Here is a 22,498-nt window from a genome sequence, read left to right as displayed (position 1 = left end):
GTTCCCGCATGTTTGTTGCGCCTTTGCCCGTTTTTCTCGCCACCGACTTCGTGATGGCGGCGCTCCTCGGCGGATGCGTCGCGACGGTCATCTTCCTCGGGCGTCGTCCCGACATCGCCGCCCGTTGGAAGCTCGTTCTCGCGCGGCCGTCCGCGTCGGCATCGCTCGTCGTTCTCGGGTTTTTCTTTGCGATCGCACTTCTCGACTCGGTCCACTACCGAAAGCCCCTGCCGCCCGCCGAGGGTGCGGTGGAAACCGCCTACTCGCCCGTCACGACGTCGCTCTTTGACGACCTCGTTTTCAACGTTCTCGGTGCGGCGGGGCCCGAGCGGAGCTACTCCGCGCCCTTTGCCGTGCGCGAATTCGACAAGTCGACCGCCGCCACGAGCGCGGGGCCCGTGCGGGACTTTCAGCCGCTCCGGTCAATTCGTCGGGACGCTTCGGGCGAAGCCGCGAGTGCGGGCGAACTCGCAACGCGCGCCTTTGTCGGCGGGGCGGCGGGTACGGTCGCGGGCGTGCTGCTCCTCGGGATCGCGGGTCTCGTGAGACGCGCAAAACGTAAAACATGCGGAAAGAAAGGCCGTGACGGGATGACGGGCGAAGACCGCCGCCGACGCCTTGCCCGCTTGGCTCACCTCGCTCCGAGAGCAACCTTCGTGCTTCTCTTCGCCCTCACGGGGGTCGTCCTCGCCCTCTGGCCCGAGCGGCACGTGCTCGGTACCGATGCGGCGGGGACGGACGTCCTCTACGAAGCCTTGAAGTCCCTGCGCACGGCGATCGTGATCGGGACGCTCGCGACGCTCTCCGCCCTTCCCTTTGCCGTAACGGCGGGCCTCACGGCGGGGTACTTCCGCGGGTGGGCGGACGACGTGATTCAGTACATTTACACGACGCTCTCTTCGATCCCCGGAGTGCTTCTCATTGCGGCGGCCGTCCTCATGACGACGGCCTTCATGGACCGCTTCCCCGAGCGGTGGCCGACGGGGCTCGAGCGCGCCGACATGCGGCTCTTTCTTCTTGCACTCATCATCGGGTTCACGAGTTGGGCGACGCTCGCGCGTCTCATCCGCGCCGAAACCATGCGGATCGCTTCGCTCGACTACGTGTTGGCGGCGCGCGCCCTGGGCGTTCCGGCTCCGGTGATTCTTCTGAAGCACGTGCTCCCGAACGTTCTGCACATCGTCCTCATCGTGACGGTGCTCGACTTTTCGGGCGTGGTGCTTTACGAGGCGGTGCTCTCCTACGTGGGCGTGGGGGTCGACCCCGTCATGAACTCCTTCGGCACGATGGTGAACGCCGCGCGCAGCGAAATGAGCCGCTCGCCCGTCGTCTGGTGGAATCTCGCCGCCGCATTTCTCTTTCTCGTCACGTTCGTCCTCTGCGCCAACCTCGTCGCTGCGGCCGTACGGGACGCTTTCGACCCGCACGCCGTTTTGGAAAAGGAGGACCGATGAGCCGCACGGATGATGTTTTGCTTCACGTCGACCGCCTCACGCTGACGCTCCCCTCGGACTCGGGCCCGATCGAAGCGCTCTCCTCGGTCGACTTTACGGTGCGGCGCGGTGAGGTATTCGCGCTCGTGGGCGAATCGGGTTGCGGCAAGTCCCTCACGGCTTCCGCCGTCGTGCGGCTCCTTGCCCCCGGGGCCCGAACGCCCGACGGACGCATCCGATTCGAAGGTCGCGACCTTCTCGGCCTCACCGAGCGCGAGATGCGCGGCTTTCGCGGCTCCCGCATCGCGCTCGTTTTTCAGGAGCCCGCCACGGCCCTCAACCCCGTGATGACGGTAGGGGCGCAAATCGCGGAAATGATCCGCGCAAGCCGCAAGGCGCGCTCCGACACGCATGCGGAAACGCAAAGCGCGGGTGAGCGCTCCGATCTTTCCCCCGAACGGGAAGCGCTCGAGTGGTTGAAGCGCGTGCGCCTGCCCGACCCCGAAACGCTCGCGCACCGCTTTCCGCACGAGCTTTCGGGCGGCCAGAAGCAACGCGTGATGATCGCGTTGGCGCTCTCCGCCCGCCCCGACATGCTCCTTGCCGACGAACCGACGACGGCTCTGGACGTGACGCTTCAGGCCGAGATTCTCGGACTCTTGCGTACGCTTCAACGGGAAGAAAACCTCACGCTTCTTCTCATCACGCACGACCTTGCGCTTGTCGAAGCCTTTGCCGACCGGCTCGCCCTCATGTACGCGGGCGAAACGGTCGAATGCGCCGCGGTGCGGGACTTTTTCGCCGCGCCCCGACACCCCTACGCGACGGCGCTCCTCGGTGCGCTCCCCGGAGCCGATCGGACGCGCCCTCTCGCGGCGATTCCGGGCACGGTTCCGACGCCGGGGCACCTGCCCGCCGGGTGCCACTTCGCACCCCGCTGCCCGAAAGCGCGTGCGATCTGCCGAAGGACGGCACCCGTTGCCCGCACGGCGGGCGCGTCGGTTGTGCGCTGCCACTTCCCGGAGGCGGACGCCCGCGGGACGAAGACGACGGAACACACAAACGCATCGGGCGCATCGGGCGCATCGGGCGCCCCGAGCACCCCCTCCGACGGTTCGATTGTTTCTCCGCTTCTTTCCGTACGCAACCTCACCGTCGGCTTTCGGGCGCGGGGCTTTTTCGCTCGAGACCCAGAGCCTGTCGTCCGCGACGTGACCTTCGACGTCCGCCCGGGCGAAACGGTGGCCCTGGTCGGGGAGTCGGGATCGGGCAAAACCACGACGGGCCTGGCGCTCCTCGGACTTCTCGGCGGAAAAGCGCGAGTTGCGGGAGAGGTCGACCTTGCGGGCTCGCCCCTCTTTCCCCTCACCCGCACGGCCGAGCGGCGGTTGCGCCGTTCCGTTCAAATGATTTTCCAAGACCCGAACGCATCCCTTGATCCGCGCCGCACGATCCGCTCGACCCTTCTCGAAGGGATGGAAAGCCTGCGCCCCGAGTGGTCGAAAGCGCAACGCCTGGAGCGACTCGAGCGGCTCCTTCACGCCGTGGGCCTGCCCGCCGATGCCGCGGACCGACTTCTGCACGCCTTTTCGGGCGGGCAACGGCAGCGCATCGCCATTGCGCGGGCGTTGTCGGTCGAGCCCAAGCTCATCGTCTGCGACGAACCCACGTCGGCCCTCGACGTCTCGGTGCAGGCGCAGATTCTGAATCTCCTCAAAGCCCTGCAGCGGGAGTTCGGACTCGGGTACCTCTTCATCACCCACAATTTCGGCGTCGTCGAATACATGGCGGACCGCATCCTCGTCATGAAATCGGGCCGCATCGTCGAAACGGGCGACGCGCAGGCGATCCTCACGCACCCCGTCGACCCCTATACGCAGAGGCTCCTTGCAGCCGTGCCCCGACTCGGCGAGAAAGCTTCGAAGCTCTTTGACCGCAGCCCCGACGCGTCCGACTGAAAACTCAAGCTTCGGTCGCACTTTCTTGCATTCCGCGGCGTTCGCTTAACGCGACTTTGCATGGGCGCGTCCTATACTGAACATACGTTCACTCGTATCCGATCGGGTACGAGCAAGAAAACCCTACGGAAGAAGAAGGAAGAAAACCATGACCACGCGTCGCAAACTGATTTTCGGCACGGCGGTGCTGCTTGCCGCGGGCGGTTGGGCGGGAGTCGCTTCGGCCGCTTCGGACGAACTCCTCGCCGACCTCCTCTACGGCGTCACCGACGCGCTCACCCGCGAATACATTCGCGAACACTACCGCGAAGGCCGCTGGGACGGACACCGTTGGTACTACGACGGGCGTTGGTATTCGCGCGACGCCTACCGCCGATTCCTCGCGGAACGGGCGGCCGCCTTCCATCGTCCGCCCCCGCCGCCTCCGCCCCGTCCGGCACCTCCGCCTCCTCAAGCGCATCGACCGCCACATCGGCCCGAGCCGCCCGGCCACCGTCCGGGCGGGCCCGGCGGAGCGGCTGGTCCCGGAGGGCCCGGCGGGCATCGTCCGGGCGGACCCGGAGGTCCGGGCGGTCCCGGCTTCGGCCCCCGCTGAGTTCTTCAACGCGTCCCCCCTCCCGAAACGCCTCGCACCGAGCGACTCGTTTCGGGACAAGGGGGATCCCGCTCAACCGGTCGCGGCAACCCGCGGCCGGTTTTCCGTTGAGTTGCCGTCGATTTGCCGCACGGCATCCTTTGCCTTATTTCTCCTTATTTCCTTATTTTTTCTACGAGTTTTCCGCACTAGGCACAACCCCCTAGTAAACCTCGGAATAAACCGACCCTTCGAATACGCATTCGGGTTTTCGAGCTCGGGTGATTTCCCCCAGACGCCCTTTTTCGTTGCGCGACGCACCCGATCGTCACAAACGAACTAAGGCCTTTTCGGTACGGACCGCGCGCTTTTCGCAGTGCAGAATGGAATGACACAGGTAGAGGTTGCGGTCTTCAAGAGTACGTTTCTCCATACACGCGAAATCGAGGGGAAGCCGAAAGGGACGACCGCCGAAGGGCGCCTGGGCCGTTTCGCGGGTCGAAAGCGCACCTGGGACCGGAGAGAACATCTCCGGGACTGTCGCGGCAACGCGGAGCGCTACCGGAACACCCGAAAAAGAGAACGAAACCCCGCGACGGAGTGCGCGCGTCGGTACCGAACGGCCGAAAAGCCAAAAGAGGACCGAGGCCGAAACACAACCTCACGACGGGGGACCGCCCTCACACCGACGGAGCGTCCGTCGCGCTACAGGGCGGCCGAAGGTCAACAAAAGGTCGGGGTCCGGAAGCGGACCTTCGACCTTTTTTCGTCTTGCCGAAGAGCTTTTCGCCCTCGCTTTTCCCTTTTTCGGAGGCCCAGCCATGAACCCGTCCGCCGCATCCTCGACAACATCGCCGATCGGCGCCCGCGCAGCCTTTTCCATGCTTGCCGTCGGCGTCTTCGTTTTGGTTTTCGGTCTCATGGAGCTTGAGCTCAACGCGCGCATCGTGCTTGCGATCGACGGCGCGATCATGTGCGCGATGGCCTGCGCCTTCGGGATCCGCTACGACGATCTGCAGCGCGGCATTCGCGATACGATCGCCTCGATGCTCGTGGCGATGCTCATTTTGCTCGCGGTCGGCGTCCTCATTGCCGTCTGGATGGCTTCGGGCACGATCCCGACCATGATTTACCTCGGGATGCAAGTGATCACGCCCTCGATGTTCCTTCCGGTCGTCTGCATCATCTGTACGCTCATGAGCGCGCTCGCGGGTACGTCCTGGGGAACGCTCGCCACGGTGGGCATCGCGTGCATGGGCGTTGCCGAGGGCCTCGGCGTTCCGCTCGAAGCCGCGGCGGGCGCCGTGTGCGTGGGGGCCTTCACGGGCGACAAGATTTCGCCTCTTTCGGATTCGACCGTCATCACCGCGACCGTTACCGACACGCCCTTGATGGAAGGAATCCGGCACGCCCTCGTTTCGACGGGACCCGCCTTCCTTCTGAGCCTTGCGTTCTTCTTCGTCTACGGGCTCTCGCTCGAAACCCACGCGGCGGCGAGCGGCGCCTACGACGAAATCCTCGCGACGCTTTCCGCGAACTTCGACCTGAGCGTTCTCACGCTCCTACCGGTTCCGGTCGTGCTCGCCCTCATCGTGCTTCGCAAGCCCGCCATCCCGACCTTCGTCGCAGGGATTGCCGCGGCCGCTCTCATCGCCGTAGTCCTTCAGGGCGAAAATCCGCGAGACCTCATGAACGCCATGTATTCGGGCTACGCCGCCGAGACGGGCTCGAGCTTCGTCGACACGATGGTGAACCGCGGGGGCTTCACGAGCATGTTGGGCACGATCGGCCTTCTGATGGCGGCGGCGATCTTCGGGGCGCCCCTGCGCACGGCGGGTGTCGCGGACGTGCTCCTTGCGTGGCTTCGCGAACGCGCCCGCACGAGCCGATCGATGAGCTTCGCGGTGATGGTGCTCCATGCCGTCTTCTTCACGATTACGGGCGCCTACTACGTGAGCTACCCCGTTGTCGGCGCCATGACGAAGGACCTCTTTCCCGCGTACGGGCTCTCCCGCAAGAACCTGATGCGCATGATGATCGACACCGGTACGGGACTTGCGCCCATGGTGCCCTGGTCGACGACGGGCTCCTACACGGCCGGCACGCTCGGGGTCGCGAATCTCGCCTTCACGCCGTTTGCGCCGATGCTCTGGCTCTCGATTCTCTTCTCGGTCTTTTACGCCGTCACGGGCCTGTGCACGGCCAAGCTCGAAGCCCTTCGCGACGAGCGTGCGACGGGACGCGCCGAAGCGCAGCCCGCCTGAGTCCGGACGCTTCTTTCATCCCCATCGACCCACTCACGGAAAACGCACCATGGATCCCCTCATTCAACGCTGGTACGACCTCATCAACATCCGCTCCGTCAACGGGCGCGAGCTCGAAATCGCCGAACACATCGCGGGCCTCATCCGCGGCTTCGGCCTGACGCCGCACTTTTCGCGCTTCGACGAGGACGTCGAGGGCGTGCGCCCCTCGGTCTGGACGGAGCTCGACTCGGGCCGTCCCGGGAAAACGATGCTTCTGATCGGTCACATCGACACGGTCGACGTGACGCTCGAAAACTGGAAGACGAATCCTTTCCGCGCGACCGAAATCGACGGCAAGGTCTACGGGCGCGGCGCCATGGACATGAAGGGGGGCCTCGCGTGCCTCCTTTCGACCCTCGAATACTTTGCGGCGCACCCCGAGCGCTTCTCGGGGAAGATCCTCGCCGCCTTCGTTTCGGACGAAGAGGGCTTGAGTCGCGGGACCTACGCGCTTTGCGACGAAGGCGTGCTCAAAGCCGACTACGCCGTCATGGCCGAGTGCCGCTTTACGAACGCGGCGATCGGTTTCCGCGGTCGCTACAGCTTCGAGGTCACCGTGCGCGGCGAGTCCGCGCACGCGAGCCGCTACCCGCGCCGCGGCGAAAACGCGCTCATTTCGGCGGGAAAGCTTGCGGTCGCGATCGAGGCGCTGCCGACGAAAACCCACCCGAAGCTCGTCGGCGGCACCTGGTGCGTGCGCTACATGTCTGGGGGCAACCCCGACACGCTCGTCGTTCCCGACAGCTGCTACGTCTTCGTCGACCGCTACGTCGTGCCGGGCGAAACGTCCGAGGACTGCATCGCGCAGATCCGCTCGGCGGCAGCCGACCTCGGCCTTGCCGATAAGGTGAACGTCCGGCTGAAGCCCCGGAAAAGCCCCTACATGCAGTCCTTTGCGGTCCCCGAAGACCACGAACTCGTGACGACGCTCGTCGACTGCTACGCCGACGTGACGGGCAAAGCCCTTGAACTCGCCTACGACCCGTCGGTGTGCGACTCCAACATCGTCGCCGTCACGCTCGGGATTCCCGTCGTGACGTTCGGGCCGTCGGGCGAAAACCTGCACGGCGACAACGAATGCGGCTACCCCGAAGAAGTGCTCGCCTCGTTCGAGATCTACAAGCGTATGGTAGAGCGGCTGCTCGCTCCCTGATCCTCGCTTGCGGGCGGGCGAAGATCGTCCGCTCGCAACTCCGTCGGTCGTTCACGGACCTTCTCAAAGCCGCTCCGAGCTTTTGCGCTCCAGGGCGGCTTTCGTTTTGTGCGTCGGCGATGCTTCGTTCGGCGGTGAAGACGGGCGGTGGCAGAGCAACGCCCTCGGAAGGAGCAATCGGCGTTGTCATCACCCGCGAGAAGCAGAAGGAATTGAAAACAAAAAAGGCCCGGGAATGATCGGCATTCCCGGGCGGAAAGGAGAGAACAGCAATTAGTCTCCCGGTGTTGCGAGGGAGAGGGGCGACGAGCACCCTTCTCCTTTCGAGGATCGGTTTCCTTACTTCTTCATGCGTTCGCGGATCATCGAGCCGCCGAGAACGACGTAGAGAAGGAGCGCCACGCCGAAGGCGAGCAGGCAGCACTGGGCCATCGACATGAACTTCATCGGGGGAATGAGGTACCAACCGCCCGCGTCGTTGTACATGTTGATGATCGACTCCTGCAGGGGCGAGAGCACCGTGCCGAGCGGAACGTCGGAGTTGTCGTAACCGCAGTCACCCGTGGGCAGGAACCAGTCCGGAGCCCACTTTTCGAGCGGAAGACCGAAGGGGTAGTGCGGTTCGGTCGAGCAACCCTGCATGCCGAAGAGCGCGTCGGGATCGTCGCCGTGAATGGCCTGGTGAATGTTGGAGAGCTTCACCGAGCACATGATCCCGTAGATCGCACCGTAGATGCCCATCACGTACGCAATGAGGCGCGTGATGAGGGGCTTCGGGCAGATGATCGGGAAGAGGCACCCGAGCGCCATCACGAGGAAGGCGTAACGGATGTAGACGCACTGCTCGCAGGGCTTCATGTAGAGCCAGACCTGGAAGACGTTGTGGGCCACCAGGACGAGCGCGCAGCTCAGGAACGCGATCACGATCCAAGGCCAACGCGTCTGCTCGAGGTGCGCGATCGTAGAGAGCCAGTCGCGCTTGGGAGTCGTCGAAGACATAGGCGGAGATTCCTATCGAGCGGTGGATCAGAGCTTGGAGAGCTCGGTAATGAGGTCGACCATGCCCTTCACGTTGCGAATCGACTTCGTCATGATGAGGTACTTGCCGTTGACGACGTAGGCGGGAACACCCTGGATCTTGGCGACGTCGTAGCAGGGCTTCCAGTAGTCGGCGAGCTTCTGCACGTCTTCCGTCTTGCGGGCGGCGGCAAAGGCGTCGGCAGTGATGCCGGTCGCGTCGAAGGCGGTCTTCAGGAAGGCTTCTTCGCCGGCGGCCCAGCGTTCGCCCTTCTTGTGATAGGCCTGGTACCAGGCGTCCTTGGCCTTCTTGTAGAGGCTCTTCGGGTCTTCGACGCTTTCAACGCCCGCCTTCTTGTCTTCGAGCTTGCAGTAGGCGAGGAATTCGCTCGCAGCGCGGCCGAACTTGCCCTTCGTTTCGAGGTGGTACATGTCGAACTTGAGACCGGAGGCCTTTTCGGCTTCGGGCATCACCTTCGGGTCGACGCCGACGTCGTACTTGAAGCAGAAGGGGCAGTCGTAGGACCAGACCTTGATGATCTTGCCTTCACCGCCGACGAGCGGGGTGTCGAGCTTGACGTAGTCGGTGCCGAGCGTGCCGGCAAAGGCGGCGGGAACGAGAGCGGAGGCGGCAACGACGGCCGAGGCCTTCAGGAGCGTGCGACGAAGCATGATTGCAATTCCTTTTCTTGAGTGGTGCGACCGACCGTCCGAGCGTCAAAGGTCCTCACGCAGGATCGGAGAGCCGGTCTTACGGGGAGGAACCGTTCCTCCCCCGACTGAGACCAAAGTATAGGTACGAAAAAATCGTTCGGAAAGAGCGAAAACGTCGAAAAAGCCGATTTTGAGGGATATTCCCCGTCCGATGAGACGCTTTGTAAAAATGAATTTTCGTTTTTTGAAATTCGCTCCCCGTCCGTTTGCGACCCGCTCCAACGCACTGTAAATCCTAAGATAAAAACCCGATCCTCGAAAGCGTTCGGAGGAAAGCCCCCCGTTTCGGACCTCGAAACACCGCTCTCGACACCCTCTTTTTCGTCCCCTGAAAGCTTTCCGATTTACGGAAAGCATATTGTCGAAAAACGACGCGGAAAGCCGTTCGAGAGTTTCTAGAATTTCATTCATCGAAAAGGAAAAAGGCTTTTTCGGTTTTTCCCTCCGACATTCGACCCGTTCGACCTCTTCGAACAGGAAGGGCGACGTGCTTCCCCGACCACGGAAGCACCGCCCGCCACCCACCCAAAGGAAACCCTCTCATGATTTGCAAGAAGCACGTTGCGGCGACGCTCGCCGCACTTTGCGGTCTCGGACTCGTTGCGGGCGCGGGGAGCGCCCTCGCCTCGGGCGGCTCCTCGGGCCCGCACGTCGCCTACCTCGCTCAGGGTCACCTCGGCGAAATCGTCGTGAACCCGTACCGCATCGCCCCCTTGACGGCCGTCATTCGCAACGGCGGCTACGTCGTCCAAAACGTCACCGTGCGCATCGTGCCGAAGGCGGGCGGTCAGGAACTCAAGTACAAGGTTTCCGACGCCAACGTGCGCAACCACGGCGGCGTTCCCGTCTTCGGCCTCTATCCCGACCACCTCAACACGGTCGAAGTCGAATTCGACCGCATCGACCACGGCAAGATCGAGCACTTCAAGGACAGCTATCAGCTCTACACGGCGCCCGTTTACCTCCGTTCGAACGGCACGCCCGGCCAGTCCCACACGACGTTCGACGTGAAGGTCGAGAAGATGGATCCCGCCTTCAAGGACCGTCTCTACTTCATCAACAACCTTATCCCCGGGCCCGCCGACGCTTCGCGCTTCGTGTGGAACAACCCCATGGGCGGCGCGCTCGAATGGGCGTTCGGTCCCGAAAACGCGATCGTCGACACGACGGGTACCGTGCGTTGGTACCTCATGCCCGACGTCGAAATGTACGATCCCGAGCAGCCCTACAAGTCGGGCATCATGATGGGCTTCCAGCAGGCGGCCGACGGCAACCTCGTCTTCGGTTACGGCCAGCGCTATGCCAAGTACGACATGCTCGGGCGCGAAATTTTCAACCGTCGTCTTCCGATGGGCTACGCCGACTATTCGCACGCACTCGACGCGGCGCAAAACGGTCACACCTTCCTGCGTGTCGCCTCCTCGGACTTGCGCCGTGCCGACGGCAAGCGTGTCCATACGGTCCGCGACGTGATCATCGAGGTCGACGAAAGCGGCTCGGTCGTGGACGAATTCCGTCTCTTCGACATTCTCGACCCGTACCGCGACAACGTCGTGAAGGCGCTCGACCAGGGGGCCGTGTGCCTCAACATCGACGCGTCGAAGGCCGGGCAGACGATGTCGGCCGAAGATCTCGCCAAGCAGGACGCCTCGAACGCCTTCGGCGACATCACCGGTACGGGCCCGGGCCGCAACTGGGCGCATGTCAATTCGGTCGACTACGACCCGAGCGACGACTCGATCATCATCTCCTCGCGCCACCAGTCCGCCATCGTCAAGATCGGCCGCGACAAGCAGGTGAAGTGGATCCTCGGTTCGCCCGAAGGCTGGAAGAAGGGTTGGGCCGAAAAGGTCCTGAAGCCCGTCGACGCGAAGGGCAACCCCATCAAGTGCGAAGACTCGAAGTGCGAAGGCGACTTCGACTGGACGTGGACGCAGCACACGGCCTGGCGCATCGATTCGAAGAGCAAGGGCGACATCATCTACGTCTCCGCCTTCGACAACGGCGACGCGCGCGGCATGGAACAGCCCGCTCTGGCCGAGGAAAAGTACACCCGCGGCGTTGTTTATAAGATCGACCAGAAGAAGATGACGGTCGAACAGGTCTACGAAGTGGGCAAGAAGGAAGGCAACCCCTTCTACTCGCCCGTGACGGGTCTTGCGGAGTACATGCCCGACAAGGATTCCTTCGTCGTCTACTACTCGACTTCGGGCCTCTCGGGTCCCTCGGGCGGCATGAAGGGCCCCATCAAGCCGCACCCCTACCTCGCCGAATACAAGTGGGGTGAAACGGATCCGGCCGTCCTCATGCGCTTCAACGACACGATGGGCTACCAGGCCTGGCCGTTCTTCGTTGAAAAGGCCTTCAATCCGCAAGGGAAGTAAGTCTTAACTTTCCCAAAACCGAAAGGCTGCCAAGCAGGGAGGCGCCGCCCGCCGGGGCGGCGCCTCTTTTTTTCGCCGAAGCGCTCTTCCCAAACCCGCCCGCAAACCCGCGTATCATGCGAAAAACGACCTCAACCGCCTCCTACGCTCGCATGACCACTCCCGACAATCATCCGGCCGATTCGGTGACCCGCGGCCAGCTGCGGTTTCTCCTGCATCTTTCGGAAACGCAGAAGCTCTCGCGCACCGCGGAAGTGCTCGGTCTCAGTCTCTCGGCCGCTTCGCGCACGCTCGAAAAGCTGCGCGCGGCCTTCGACGATCCGCTCTTTACGCCCCACGCCCGGGGGTTGAAGCCGACGGAAGCGCTGAGGCGCATTCTCCCCGAGCTACGCCGTACGTTGGAGCAGACGGACCGGCTCTTCGCGCCTCCGAAATTCGACCCGAAGGCGGCCCGCGGGCGGTTCCGGATCGCCTCGCGCGGGCTCATTACGTCGTCCCTTTTGGCCTACCTCCTCACACGCACGGCCGAAGAGGCTCCGCACCTCGTGATCGAGCACCACCACCGCACGGGCTCCGTCTGGGAGGACCTCGAGTCGGGGCGCATCGATCTTGCGGTCGTGACGGACCGATCGATTCCGCCCGCCTTTCATACGACGCCGCTCTTTGATATCCAACTCGGGATCCTGTTGCGCAACGAGCACCCGCTTCGCCTGAAAACGGGCGGTTGCGCGCCCGAACTTGCCGACTTTCTGAGTTACCGGCGGCTCGCGATGTCGGTAAGTTCCGACTTTCGCTACGCCTCGTGGGACCGGCAGCTCGCGGGCGAAAATCCGGAGTTGTTGGAGCCCGTTGCCGCAACGAGCAGCTCCTCGATCGACCTCGCCGCGGCCCTCTCCGTGTCGGACTTTCTTATGATCACGCCGAAGCGCGGCGCCGAGGCTATCGCCCCCTACTACGGACTCGCCTGGATGCCGCTTCCCCGTGAACTTCAAGCGCCCGTACGACAGCACGGGTGCCTTGCCTGGACCGAGATGCACCACCGCGACCCCCTGCACGTGTGGGTGCGACGATTGATCCGCGGCTGGGCACGCTCCGGAATGTCGGGGACGTCGGACGCCTCCGGGAGCCCGAGCGCGTCGTAAGTTCCGGAAACCGACACCCGACAACCCCCGACGCCCGTCGCATCGCTTTTTCTTTCTTTGGCCCCTCCCATGGACGAACATCTCACCCGACTTCTCACCGAATTCAACACCTTTTTCTGGAATTACGGCCTTGCGTTTCTGCTGATCGGCGCGGGCCTCTGGTTCACGCTCCGAACGCGCTTCGTGCAGGTGTCGCTTCTCGGCGACCTCGTGCGCATTCTCGGGCGCCGTACGCGTGCGGCTTCGAGCGGCTTGACGCCCTTCGAAGCCTTCTGCGTCTCGACGGGCGCGCGCGTGGGCGTGGGAAACATCGCGGGGATTGCCTTGGCCGTCACGACGGGCGGCCCCGGGGCCGTGTTCTGGATGTGGGTGACGGCTCTCGTCGGCGCCGCTTCGGGCTTTGCCGAGAGCACCCTCGCGCAACTCTACAAAGAACGCGCCGCCAACGGCTCGGGCTACACCGGAGGGCCCGCGGCCTACATCGCCAAGGGCGTGGGATCCGTCTTTTGGGCGGGTGCTTTCGCCCTCCTTTTGGCGCTTTCGGACGGCCTCATTTTCAATTCCGTGCTTTCGAACACCATGGCGATCGCGCTCGAAACGACGACGGGCGCACCCCGTTGGCTGGGCGGGATTCTGTTGGCGCTTTACGCCCTCTGGGTCGTGCGCGCGGGCGCAAAGCGGCTCGCGGGCTTTGCCTCTCGGATCGTGCCCTTCATGGTGGCGGCCTACCTGGCGCTTGCCCTCGGGATGACGGCGCTTTACCTCGAGCGCGTCCCCGACGTGATTCGTCTCATTTTCGAATCCGCCTTCACGCCGGAGGCGGCGACGGGTGCGGGACTCTGGTTCGTCATTATGACGGGCGTGCGCCGCGGGCTCTATTCGCACGAAGCGGGTCAGGGGACAGTTCCGAACGCCGCCGCGGCCGCCGAATGCGCGCACCCCGTCGAGCAGGGTCTCGTGCAGGCGGCGGGCGTCTACGTCGACACGCTTCTCGTTTGTACCGCCACGGCCATGATCGTGCTCCTTCCCGAAGGGGCGGCCGCGTCCGGCCTGACCGGGATCGAGCTCGTCACCCGCATTCTGACGGACGCCTTCGGGCCCGCGGGCGGCTGGGCCGTTTTCGTGCTCGCGCTCTTTTTCGCGCTCACGTCCGTGATCGGGAATTTCTTCTATTCGGAAATGAGTCTGCGGGTCGTGACGAAGAACCGCACGCTCCTCTTTGCGTTCCGAGCGGCCGTCGTAGGGATGGTCTTTCTCGGCGCGCAGATGAGTCTCGGGCTCGTCTGGAATCTCGCGGACCTCTTCATGGGTCTCATGGTCCTTGTGAACGTCACGGCGCTTCTCAAACTCTCACGCGTCGTGACGACGCTTCTCGCCGACTACCGCGCCCGGCGGGCCGAAGCCGAGGAACCCGTTTTCTCGAAGACGCGCATTCCGGAAGCGATGCGCCGGGGCGTCTCGCTCTGGGACTGAGCGGCCTCGCACGCCGTGACAAAAAAAGCGCGCCCCGGCGGAAAGCCGGAGGCGCGCTTTTTTTTCAGCAGGAAACCTTTCGGTACCCGCGGGGTTGGATCGTATCCGCCCTTATCGGACTTGACGACCCCGCCCCGCGGGTTCGTCACTTGAGGCCCTTCGGCGCCCGAATCACGAGGTTCGGACGGGTCTTCGCGGCGTCGGGCAGGGGCGCGATCGTCGCGCGGTCACCGTACTTCTTGCGAAGCGCTTCGATCTCGCCGAACTCGATCGCACGCTGCGGGCACGATTCGACGCAGACGGGAAGCAGACCCTTTTGCAGACGGTCGAAGCACGCGTCGCACTTCGTCATCTTGCGCGCCTTCTTGTCGAGCACCGGCGCGCCGTAGGGACAGGCCTTCGCGCACATGCCGCAACCGATGCACTTCTCGCGATCGATCAGAACGAGACCGTTGTCCTCGCGCTTGTGGTGGGCCTTCGTCGGGCAGACCTTCACGCACGCGGGGTCGGAGCAGTGGTTGCAGGACACGGGCACGTGGTAGGCGAGCACGTCTTGGTGCCAGGCGCCCGTTGCGCGGTCCTGGCGCCAGGAGCCTTCTTCGTAGGCGTGCACCGTCCGGAAATTGCGCCCGGGTTCGAGGTCGTTCTTATCCTTGCAGGCGACGACGCACGTTTTGCAACCCGTGCACTTCGTAATATCGATGTAAAAACCCAGCTGACTCATGTTCCTCTCCTTCAGGCGTTCTCGGTCGAATCGATTTTGCGCACCTCAACGAGGACGGTGTGCTGCGCGTTCCCCTTGGCGAGAGGACTCGGACGACGGCTCGTGAGCGTATTGATGTTGCCGCCCACGTCGACGCGGCGACCGTTCTTTTCAACGGGTCGATACCACGCGCCCTGAGCGATCGTGCAAACGCCCGGCATGATGCGCTTCGTGACGTGCGCGCGGATTTCGACGACGCCGCGATCGTTCGAGACTTCGACGAGGTCCCCTTCGGCAATGCCGCGGGCCTTCGCGTCGAGTTCGTTCAGAGTGACGCGGTCGGGATGCGCTTCACGGAGCCACGGGAGGTTGTGGAAGGTCGAGTGCGTGCGACCGTGCATGTGAATGCCGACGCACTGGAGCGGATACTTGGCCGCAAGCGGGTCGCCCGGCATCTCCCAGGTGCGCACGAACTTCGGCAGCGCGGAAATCACGTCGCCTTCGGGAAGGACCCAGGTCTTGGCGAGGTCGGCCAAACGTTCCGAATAGATTTCGATCTTGCCCGACGGAGTCTCCAACGGATGCTTCGCGGGGTCCTTGCGGAAGTCGGAGAACATGACGGGCTCCCACTTCACGTTGAAGAGCTGCTTGGGGCCCTGCGCCCAGAAGTCGTCGAAGGGCGGGAGTTCGGGATTCTCGCGGCGCGTTTCTTCGTAGCACCAACGGATCCACCCCATCTGGTCGCGCCCTTCGGTGTAGGCGTCTTCGAGCCCCAACTCGCGCGCGATGCCGCGGCAGATTTCCCACGAGGGACGCTGTTCCCACTGCGGGTCGACGGCCTTGTGCATCGGGTACATGCAGGCAAGGTCCCCCATGGAGTCGCCGTTGCCGACGATGTCGTACGTTTCGGGACCGAGCGTGTCGGGCAGCAGAATGTCGGCGTAGCGCGCCGACGGGGTCATCATGTTGTCGCAAACGACGATGAATTCGCACTTCGTCGTGTCGCGCAGGATTTCATCCGTGCCGTTGCTGTCGGCGTGCTGATTGATGAGGACGTTCCCGCCCGAGTTGACGATCATCTTGATGTCGTGACCGAGCACGTCCTTGCCGCGCAGACCGTCGTGCACCGCGTCCATCGTTTGCCCGCGCTGAATCGCTTCCGTCCAGAGGAAGCACGGAATGGCGGTCTTCACCTTGTTGTCGCCCGTGGGGAGATAAACGGGTTCCCAATTGGTACCGTCTTCTTCCATGCCGGTCGACGTGCCCGGAAGGCCGACGTTCCCCGTGAGAATCGGGAGCATCGCGATCGCGCGAGCGGTCTGCTCGCCGTTGGCCTGACGCTGCGGGCCGAGGCCCTGCGCGACGAAGAGGGGCTTGGTCGTGCCGATTTCACGCGCGAGTTCGACGATCGTTTCGACCGGAATCCCCGTGATGCGCGAGGCACGTTCGGGGGTCTTGGGTTCGCCGTCGGCCTCGCCCAGGATGTAAGACTTGTAGTCGGACTTCGCGGGCGCAGACTTCGGGAGGGTCTTTTCATCGTAGCCGACGCAATACTTGTCGAGGAACGCCTGATCGACCCAGTTGTTGCGGATGAGCTCGTACGCAATCGCTTCGACGAGCGCCGCGTCCGTCCCCGGGCGGATCGGAATCCACTGATCGATCTTCCCCGTCACCGTATCGGAGTAGCACGGGTCGATCACGATCGTGCGCGCGCCGCCCTTTTCAAGGGCGCAACGGAACTGGTAGCCTTTCGACCCGCCCGAGCCGCGCGTCACCGAGGGGTTGTTCCCGAAGGCGACGTAGAGCTTCGCGCGGGCGATTTCTTCGATGCCCGAGGCGGCCTTCTTGCCGTAAGTCATCGGGAAGGCGGCCGAAATCTGCGCCGAGGAGTAGGAGCCGTAATAGCGCAGGTACCCGCCCATGAGGTTCATGAGACGCTGCCAGGCGCGGCGGGAATTCACGAGCGACTGCTGGCCCGAGCAGTACTGCCAGTAAAGCGACTCGTTCCCGTAGGTTTCAACCGTGTACTTGAGCTTCTCGGCGACCGTCTTGTAGGCCTCTTCCCAGGTGATGCGTTCGAACTTCCCTTCGCCGCGTTCGCCCACGCGCTTCATCGGGTACTTGAGACGATCGGGCGAGTAGAGGCGTTCGCGCATGGCGCGACCCTTCAGGCACGCGCGGATCTGGCGCGGCTTGCACCCGTCCTTGATCGTGTTGTCCGTTTCGATGCGGATGACGCGGCCGTTTTTCGTAAAGACGCGAAGCGGGCAGCGGTTGCCGCAGTTGATGACGCACGCCGTCCAGAAACAGAGTTCGGGATCTTCGACGGCGGCCGTCACGGCGCGGGCGACGGGCGAAGCTGCAAGCCCCGCCGCGGCAAAGCCTTCAAGAGTCATGCGTAAAAAGCTCCGACGATTCAGGGTCGTTTCGAGCACGGTTCTCATGGGGGTCTCCTTCGTTGGGACCGTTCGCCGCAAAGCCCGTTCGACGTTCGTTCGTGCGTACGGGTGCCGAGGCGCCGGTCCGATTCGATGTTTCTCGCAATTCGTGAGTGAGAAACCGCATTCTGAGCCGTGGAAAAACGGGCACCCTATACGTCGGTTTAGTGTCGGCGCCTTCCGGCGCTCGAGCTCATCCCTTCTCGGGCGGCGCGTCGTCCGCGAGAACGCAGAGCGTCCTCAAGCCCGCTTCGGCGACCCGCCGGTCGGGATCGGCCCGACGCATGAGTTCGGCGACGTCGACGGGCCCCTTGACGCCGAGCTTGCGGTAGATGTTCGAGCGATGGATTTTCACGGCTTGTTCCGACACGCCCATTTCCTCGGCGATCGTGCGGTTGGGCCAACCGCGGGCCGTGTACTCGGCCGCTTCGCGCTCGCGGGGCGTGAGCGTTGCAAGGAGCGTACGGGCGTGTTCGCGCTCTTCGTTTTCGGCGCGCAACGCGAGGTGCCAGGCGGTAAGCCTCTTGCAGGCGGAAAGAAGCTTTTCGGCCTCGACGGGCTTTTGCAGAAAGTCGACCGCACCCGCTTTGAGGGCGCGCACCGCTGCCGCAGCGTCCCCGTGCCCCGTGAGAAAGAGTACGGGAAGGTCGCTCGCGCGCTCGGCGAGCTTCGCCTGGCACGCCAGGCCGCTCATTCCCGTCATGCGAAGGTCCAAGACCACCGCGCCCGGTCGACGCAGGTCGTCGCGCTCGAGAAACGCTTCCGCGCTCTCGTAACCCGTCCAGTCGAGGCGCCCCACGGTGAGAACGAGCCCCAACGCTTCCCGAAGCGACGCGTCGTCGTCGACGATGCGAACGAGCGGCTCGCGGGAACTTCTCAGAATTGAAGACATTTGCGGATCTCCCTGTGATTTGACGTTGAGACTTCCGGATCGTGCGCGGGCAGACGCACTTCGACGGTGAGTCCCCGTTCGGGCTCGGTGCGCCGCCACCGCAATTCGCCCCCGTGCGCTTCGACGACCGTGCGTACGAGCATGAGTCCGAGACCGAGCCCCTCGGACGAGCCCGATCCGGACGAACCGGCCGTTTCGGCCGTTTCGGGCGCTTCGGGCGCTTCGCCCGCCTGGAGGGCGGCAATCGTGGCGTCGGACACCTTGGGCCCGAAGTCCGCGACGCGAAAGACGACCCGCGCGCGAACGGGTTGCGTTCGGCTTCGGCCTTCGGGGGCGCTTTCGCCGTCCGCTTCACCTTCACCTTCCGCTTCGCATTCCGTCCCGACCGACACCGCGAGCGTCGTCGCATCGGACCGACGCATGGCGGTCGCGGCGTTTTTGAGGAGGTTCAGGAGGACAAGCGTCATTTCGAGGGGCTCCACCTCCACGGTCGGATTCCCGTCGGCAAAAACGTGGACCGTGAGGCCGCTCGAGACGGACGAGAGTCGAAAGCCCGCGAGCGCTTCGTCAACGAGCGACATCGCTCCGCGCACTTCGCTCGGGTGACGGCGCCCGCGGGCGTATCCGCGCACGCGCTCGACGATTTCGGAGACGCGCTCCGCTTCGTCGACGATGCGCGACGAGGTGTGGGTGAGGAGCCGGTCGTCGGGAAAGTGCTCCTTGGCGTAGAGCTTCAAGGCGCCCGCGAACGCCGTCACGGCCGCCACGGGCTGACGCACTTCATGCGCGAAAAAGGAGGAGAGTTCCGAGACGATCCCCGCGCGCTCCATGCGTTCCAACTTTTCCCGCAGCGTCCGCTCGCGCGCGGCCGTGCGGTCCTTTTCCCGGATCACGGCTTCGAGCTCCCGCGTGCGGCGCCGAACGAGCGCGCGCACGTGCGCGAGGTAGCCGAGGATGAAAAGAAACACGCCGAGAAGCGCGGCTCCGCCCCAAAGGATCGTTTGGCGGTGCCGCTCCCAGAAACTCGGCTCGGCCTCGGCGCGCAGGTACTCGTAGGGGCCGCGCTTCAGGCGCCGATAGAGGTCTTTGACGGAGGAAAAGTCGGTCACGATCGACCAGGAGGCGCCCGTCGGCATCGCGGGCGCTTTGAGGAGCGCCACCGTGAGCGCGCGGGCCGCCGAGGCGTCGAGCGACGAGGAGGCCCCGAAAATGACGCTCGGGAACAGTTTGCTCGAGCGCGCGCAGCGCGAAAAGCGCGTCGTTTCGTCGAGCACCCGAAAGTCCGACCGTACGAGCAACCCCGCCTCGACCGCCCATTCGAGTTCGCACGTCGGCACGACGGCCGCATCCGCCTCCCCGCGCGCAAGGCGCAGGAGGGGCGAAGGCGGCACAAAATCCGTATAGACGAAGCGCATCCGATCGGCGGGGACGTCTTCGTCGGCGAGAAGTCCCTCGAAAACGATTTGCGTGCCGAAATTGTCGGGGCGGTCCGAGACGACCGTGCGCGCTTCGAGGTCCGAGAGACGCGTGACGGGACTTGTTGCGGGTACCACGACCGCAATCCCCGTCGAGTACGTCGGATCGAGCGTCTCGGGCGGACGCAGGGCGACGAGCTCTTCGCTGCGCCCTTCGGACTGCAGGTCGCTGAAAAAGCCCGGATCGGCGAAGTACGCCCGAATGCGGCCTTCGGAAACTTCGCGTTTCAGGTCGTCGGTCGTCATGTCTCGATAGACGATGCGCGCGGCGGGAAACGCTTCTTTGAGGTAGCGCTCGGTAGGTTTCAGGACTTCCGCGCGAAACGCGGGCGGAAGTGTCGCCTGCACGCCGATCGTCAACTGCACGGGGAATGCGGGATCGCGCCCCCAGCCCGTTTCGGCGCGCGCGGAGGCGGCCGCCGCGAAAAGTACGGCGGCGAGAGCAAGCATGCAAAGCCGTACGCCGTGCGGTCGGACGCAGGGTCGGATGAAAGACGGAAAGCCGCGGAGGACGCGAAGACGCATGGATCTCGATGTTTTCTCGGAAATCGACGGGCAAAACGAAAACTACTTCGCCTCCATCCTAGCAGGCGCGGGCGCTTGGAGGAAAAGACAAGAGTTCGATTCGGTCCCGCAAGGCGCTCGGAATGCGAGCGCCTACACTTTTTCTCATGACGAGCACCGCGCACGCCCTGCCTTCTTCTCTCCGAGAAGTCGCAAACCGAGCGGAAAGCGGAGCTCGCAATGAGAACACCGCAGGAGGACTCCCTCATGACCGAAACGATTCCCGCCGACGCCCCGAAGGCGACGCCCTTTGAAACGGGCGAACTGCAAACGAGCGACTTCTTCAAGACCAATTTCTCGGGTCCCGTCTACCTCAAGATGCTCACGGACAATCCCTCCGCCCCGATCGCGAACGTCACCTTCGCGCCGGGCACGCTCAACAGCTGGCACGTGCACAAGGGCGGCCAGATGCTCCTCGTCACCCACGGCCGCGGCTGGTATTGCGAATGGGAAGGCGTCGCGCGCGAACTGAAGCCGGGCGACGTCGTCGACATTCCCGCGGGCGTCAAGCACTGGCACGGCGCCGCGAAGGATTCCTGGTTCGCGCACGTCTCGATCGAGATCGACCCCGAGAAGGGCCCCGCCGAATGGCTCGAACCCGTGGCCGAGGAAGAGTACGCAAAGCTTCCGTAATCTTTCGAACCGGTTGTTCGATCGATCGAAAAACAACGGGGAGGCGCCCAAAGCGTCTCCCCCGTTTCATGAGGCGTTGTCGAACGGTTGATACCGGATCAACCGTTCATCCGATTACTTCTTCTCGGCATCATACTCGCCGAGGATGTTCTTCACGGCGATGCGGCCGCCGTTGACGGCGAAGGACGAGGCGGTCCCTTCGCCGACCTTCAGGTCGTAGCTGTCGCCGTAGACGCCGCCCGCATCGTGCCCGATCGCGTAGAGACCCGGAATGATGCGGTCGTCCTTGTCAACCACTTCCATGAATTCGGTCACCTTGACGCCGTTACCCGAAGCGAGTGCGTGAAGTTTGCCGCGCACGATGTAGAAGGGGGCCTTGTCAACCTTGCGCAGGAACTTCGGATCCTTGCCGAACTGGTCGTCGTGCCCCTTCTTGGCGTATTCCGTCATCATGCGCGCGGAGTGCGCGAGTCGAGCAGGATCCATGCCGGCCTTCTTCGCGACTTCCTCGATGCTGTTGCCGACAAAGGCATTGCCGTTCTTTTCGTTGGCGGCGATCAACTGATCGAACTTGTCCGCGGGCGTGCCCGAGCGGATGTAAAGGCCGCACTGCACGAGATAGCCGCTCGTCTTAAGCTCCTTGGCCGTATCGGCATCGAAGACGACGAAGACTTCGCCTTCACGCTGGATGGCGTTCGACGAGAACGGCCATTCACGCGTCTTTTCTTCGTTGAAGAACCTATCGCCCGCGTGATTCACGTTGAGGAGCCCCTGACGGAAGAGCGCGCGAAGTTGACCGTTCGGACCTTCGCACAGAGCTTCGCCGGGCACCGGCATGAAGGCACCGTTGTAGATAATGAGCCCCATGTTGTCGGGCACGGCGCCCGCCGACATCGCCATTTTGATACCGTCACCCGTATGTCCGAGCGAACCGTTCGGAAGTGCCGGCACCGCGCCGTACTTCTCGACCATCTTGTCGTCCTCCAAATAGCCGCCCGTAGCGAGAATGACGTTCTTGGCGTGAACCGTGATCTTGTCGCCCGACTTGTCGTACGCAACGACGCCCGCTACCCGGCCGTCCTTCATGAGGAGTTCCTTGGCTGGCGTTTCCGTGAGGAGCGTACCTCCCTTGTCCTTGAAGGTCTTGACCATACCCGCAATAAGGGACGAACCGTGCTTGCCCGGATAGATGTGCCAGGTCAGGTTCTTCGCTTCGCGCTTTTCGGGCCACATGGAAGTCACTTCTTCGAACTTGATGCCGTGCGCCTCGATCCAGTCGACCGTTTTGGCCGTCTCGCTCACGAAGCGGCGAATGAGCGGGGCGTTCGACTTCCAGTGGTGGTAGTTCATGATCTCGTTGAAGGAGTCTTCTTCCGTCAGCGTCACGCCCGCCTTCTTCTGAACGCTCGAACCCACGGCATAGGAACCTTCCATGTAGTTCCCGTTACCGCCGACAACCGCGTTCTTTTCGAGCAACACCGTCTTGAGACTCGCTTCCTGCGCGCCGGCGGCGGCCACCGTGCCGCCCGCTCCCGCGCCGACCACCACGACGTCGGCATTGAGCACCTGTTCGGCGGCCAATGCGCTCGTCATCACAATTGCCGAGGCCAATCCGGCCACGATCGGACGAAAGTTCATG

16 protein-coding genes and 1 riboswitch are annotated in these 22,498 nt (G+C 63.8%); of the genes, 9 read left to right on the top strand and 7 right to left on the bottom strand.

What is annotated here, in order from left to right; translation table 11 throughout:
* Positions 1-8 precede the first annotated feature (8 nt).
* The 5 genes from S6FBBBH3_RS04510 (at position 9) to S6FBBBH3_RS04485 (ending at position 7,424) form a co-directional block, all read left to right on the top strand.
* Positions 9-1,454, top strand: coding sequence for an ABC transporter permease (locus S6FBBBH3_RS04510; RefSeq protein ID WP_120176615.1), 1,446 nt, complete (start codon positions 9-11; stop codon positions 1,452-1,454).
* Entirely contained in the window at positions 1,451-3,391 is a 1,941-nt protein-coding gene (locus S6FBBBH3_RS04505) for a dipeptide ABC transporter ATP-binding protein (protein ID WP_120176614.1), read from the top strand. The genes S6FBBBH3_RS04510 and S6FBBBH3_RS04505 overlap by 4 nt, the downstream gene beginning before the upstream one ends.
* A 148-nt stretch (positions 3,392-3,539) precedes the next feature.
* A complete protein-coding gene (locus S6FBBBH3_RS04500; protein WP_120176613.1) occupies positions 3,540-3,986 on the top strand; it encodes a hypothetical protein in 447 nt (148 codons plus the stop codon).
* 369 nt (positions 3,987-4,355) lie between these two features.
* A riboswitch (Lysine riboswitch) is annotated at positions 4,356-4,534 on the top strand.
* Positions 4,535-4,846: 312 nt separating this feature from the next.
* Positions 4,847-6,229 carry a Na+/H+ antiporter NhaC family protein gene (locus S6FBBBH3_RS04490; protein WP_120177822.1) on the top strand — a complete coding sequence of 461 codons (1,383 nt, stop codon included), beginning with the start codon at positions 4,847-4,849 and terminating at the stop codon, positions 6,227-6,229.
* A 49-nt stretch (positions 6,230-6,278) separates the two neighbouring features.
* Entirely contained in the window at positions 6,279-7,424 is a 1,146-nt protein-coding gene (locus S6FBBBH3_RS04485; protein ID WP_120176611.1) for a M20 family metallopeptidase, read from the top strand.
* 339 nt (positions 7,425-7,763) lie between these two features.
* Here S6FBBBH3_RS04485 and dsbI read toward each other — a convergent pair whose 3' ends face one another.
* Together dsbI and S6FBBBH3_RS04475 are read right to left on the bottom strand one after the other, a co-directional pair.
* Positions 7,764-8,423, bottom strand: a complete 660-nt coding sequence (dsbI, locus tag S6FBBBH3_RS04480) for a protein-disulfide oxidoreductase DsbI (RefSeq protein ID WP_120176610.1) — start codon at positions 8,421-8,423, stop codon at positions 7,764-7,766.
* Positions 8,424-8,450: 27 nt separating this feature from the next.
* Positions 8,451-9,113 carry a DsbA family protein gene (locus S6FBBBH3_RS04475; protein ID WP_120176609.1) on the bottom strand — a complete coding sequence of 221 codons (663 nt, stop codon included), beginning with the start codon at positions 9,111-9,113 and terminating at the stop codon, positions 8,451-8,453.
* A gap of 584 nt (positions 9,114-9,697) precedes the next feature.
* Here S6FBBBH3_RS04475 and S6FBBBH3_RS04470 point away from each other — a divergent pair.
* From S6FBBBH3_RS04470 to S6FBBBH3_RS04460, 3 genes are all read left to right on the top strand, one after another.
* Positions 9,698-11,539, top strand: coding sequence for an aryl-sulfate sulfotransferase (locus tag S6FBBBH3_RS04470; protein ID WP_120176608.1), 1,842 nt, complete (start codon positions 9,698-9,700; stop codon positions 11,537-11,539).
* A gap of 152 nt (positions 11,540-11,691) precedes the next feature.
* Positions 11,692-12,681: a LysR family transcriptional regulator gene (locus tag S6FBBBH3_RS04465; RefSeq protein WP_170143814.1), complete on the top strand. Its 990-nt coding sequence runs from the start codon at positions 11,692-11,694 to the stop codon at positions 12,679-12,681.
* 69 nt (positions 12,682-12,750) lie between these two features.
* Positions 12,751-14,154: an alanine/glycine:cation symporter family protein gene (locus S6FBBBH3_RS04460; protein ID WP_120176606.1), complete on the top strand. Its 1,404-nt coding sequence runs from the start codon at positions 12,751-12,753 to the stop codon at positions 14,152-14,154.
* Between the two features lie 145 nt (positions 14,155-14,299).
* Here the strand turns inward: S6FBBBH3_RS04460 and S6FBBBH3_RS04455 are convergent, their stop codons facing one another.
* From S6FBBBH3_RS04455 to S6FBBBH3_RS04440, 4 genes are all read right to left on the bottom strand, one after another.
* Positions 14,300-14,878, bottom strand: coding sequence for a DMSO/selenate family reductase complex B subunit (locus S6FBBBH3_RS04455; RefSeq protein ID WP_120176605.1), 579 nt, complete (start codon positions 14,876-14,878; stop codon positions 14,300-14,302).
* An 11-nt stretch (positions 14,879-14,889) separates the two neighbouring features.
* Positions 14,890-17,301, bottom strand: coding sequence for a DMSO/selenate family reductase complex A subunit (locus S6FBBBH3_RS04450; protein WP_120176604.1), 2,412 nt, complete (start codon positions 17,299-17,301; stop codon positions 14,890-14,892).
* Between the two features lie 187 nt (positions 17,302-17,488).
* The gene (locus tag S6FBBBH3_RS04445; protein ID WP_120176603.1) at positions 17,489-18,187 is read right to left on the bottom strand and encodes a response regulator transcription factor; all 699 of its coding nucleotides are present in this window, start codon (positions 18,185-18,187) and stop codon (positions 17,489-17,491) included.
* Entirely contained in the window at positions 18,172-20,112 is a 1,941-nt protein-coding gene (locus S6FBBBH3_RS04440; protein WP_170143813.1) for a sensor histidine kinase, read from the bottom strand. The genes S6FBBBH3_RS04445 and S6FBBBH3_RS04440 overlap by 16 nt, the downstream gene beginning before the upstream one ends.
* 321 nt (positions 20,113-20,433) lie before the next feature.
* Here S6FBBBH3_RS04440 and S6FBBBH3_RS04435 point away from each other — a divergent pair, with 321 nt between their 5' ends.
* Entirely contained in the window at positions 20,434-20,859 is a 426-nt protein-coding gene (locus S6FBBBH3_RS04435) for a cupin domain-containing protein (RefSeq protein ID WP_120176601.1), read from the top strand.
* A 114-nt stretch (positions 20,860-20,973) separates the two neighbouring features.
* Here S6FBBBH3_RS04435 and S6FBBBH3_RS04430 read toward each other — a convergent pair whose 3' ends face one another.
* Entirely contained in the window at positions 20,974-22,497 is a 1,524-nt protein-coding gene (locus S6FBBBH3_RS04430; protein ID WP_232008835.1) for an FAD-dependent oxidoreductase, read from the bottom strand.
* Position 22,498: the final 1 nt, after the last annotated feature.

The organism is Sutterella megalosphaeroides (genome assembly GCF_003609995.1).
GTDB lineage: Bacteria > Pseudomonadota > Gammaproteobacteria > Burkholderiales > Burkholderiaceae_F > Sutterella > Sutterella megalosphaeroides.
This window is presented reverse-complemented; position numbering and strand designations above follow the sequence as displayed.

Excerpts from the sequence above, each read along its gene's own strand:
- S6FBBBH3_RS04470 (WP_120176608.1), top strand. The coding sequence starts at position 9,698 with ATGATTTGCAAGAAGCACGTTGCGGCGACGCTCGCCGCACTTTGCGGT.
- S6FBBBH3_RS04510 (WP_120176615.1), top strand. The coding sequence starts at position 9 with ATGTTTGTTGCGCCTTTGCCCGTTTTTCTCGCCACCGACTTCGTGATG.
- S6FBBBH3_RS04500 (WP_120176613.1), top strand. The coding sequence starts at position 3,540 with ATGACCACGCGTCGCAAACTGATTTTCGGCACGGCGGTGCTGCTTGCC.
- S6FBBBH3_RS04465 (WP_170143814.1), top strand. The coding sequence starts at position 11,692 with ATGACCACTCCCGACAATCATCCGGCCGATTCGGTGACCCGCGGCCAG.
- S6FBBBH3_RS04430 (WP_232008835.1), bottom strand. The coding sequence starts at position 22,497 with ATGAACTTTCGTCCGATCGTGGCCGGATTGGCCTCGGCAATTGTGATG.
- S6FBBBH3_RS04440 (WP_170143813.1), bottom strand. The coding sequence starts at position 20,112 with ATGCTTGCTCTCGCCGCCGTACTTTTCGCGGCGGCCGCCTCCGCGCGC.
- S6FBBBH3_RS04505 (WP_120176614.1), top strand. The coding sequence starts at position 1,451 with ATGAGCCGCACGGATGATGTTTTGCTTCACGTCGACCGCCTCACGCTG.
- S6FBBBH3_RS04485 (WP_120176611.1), top strand. The coding sequence starts at position 6,279 with ATGGATCCCCTCATTCAACGCTGGTACGACCTCATCAACATCCGCTCC.
- dsbI (WP_120176610.1), bottom strand. The coding sequence starts at position 8,423 with ATGTCTTCGACGACTCCCAAGCGCGACTGGCTCTCTACGATCGCGCAC.
- S6FBBBH3_RS04460 (WP_120176606.1), top strand. The coding sequence starts at position 12,751 with ATGGACGAACATCTCACCCGACTTCTCACCGAATTCAACACCTTTTTC.
- S6FBBBH3_RS04490 (WP_120177822.1), top strand. The coding sequence starts at position 4,847 with ATGCTTGCCGTCGGCGTCTTCGTTTTGGTTTTCGGTCTCATGGAGCTT.
- S6FBBBH3_RS04475 (WP_120176609.1), bottom strand. The coding sequence starts at position 9,113 with ATGCTTCGTCGCACGCTCCTGAAGGCCTCGGCCGTCGTTGCCGCCTCC.
- S6FBBBH3_RS04445 (WP_120176603.1), bottom strand. The coding sequence starts at position 18,187 with ATGTCTTCAATTCTGAGAAGTTCCCGCGAGCCGCTCGTTCGCATCGTC.
- S6FBBBH3_RS04455 (WP_120176605.1), bottom strand. The coding sequence starts at position 14,878 with ATGAGTCAGCTGGGTTTTTACATCGATATTACGAAGTGCACGGGTTGC.
- S6FBBBH3_RS04450 (WP_120176604.1), bottom strand. The coding sequence starts at position 17,301 with ATGAGAACCGTGCTCGAAACGACCCTGAATCGTCGGAGCTTTTTACGC.
- S6FBBBH3_RS04435 (WP_120176601.1), top strand. The coding sequence starts at position 20,434 with ATGACCGAAACGATTCCCGCCGACGCCCCGAAGGCGACGCCCTTTGAA.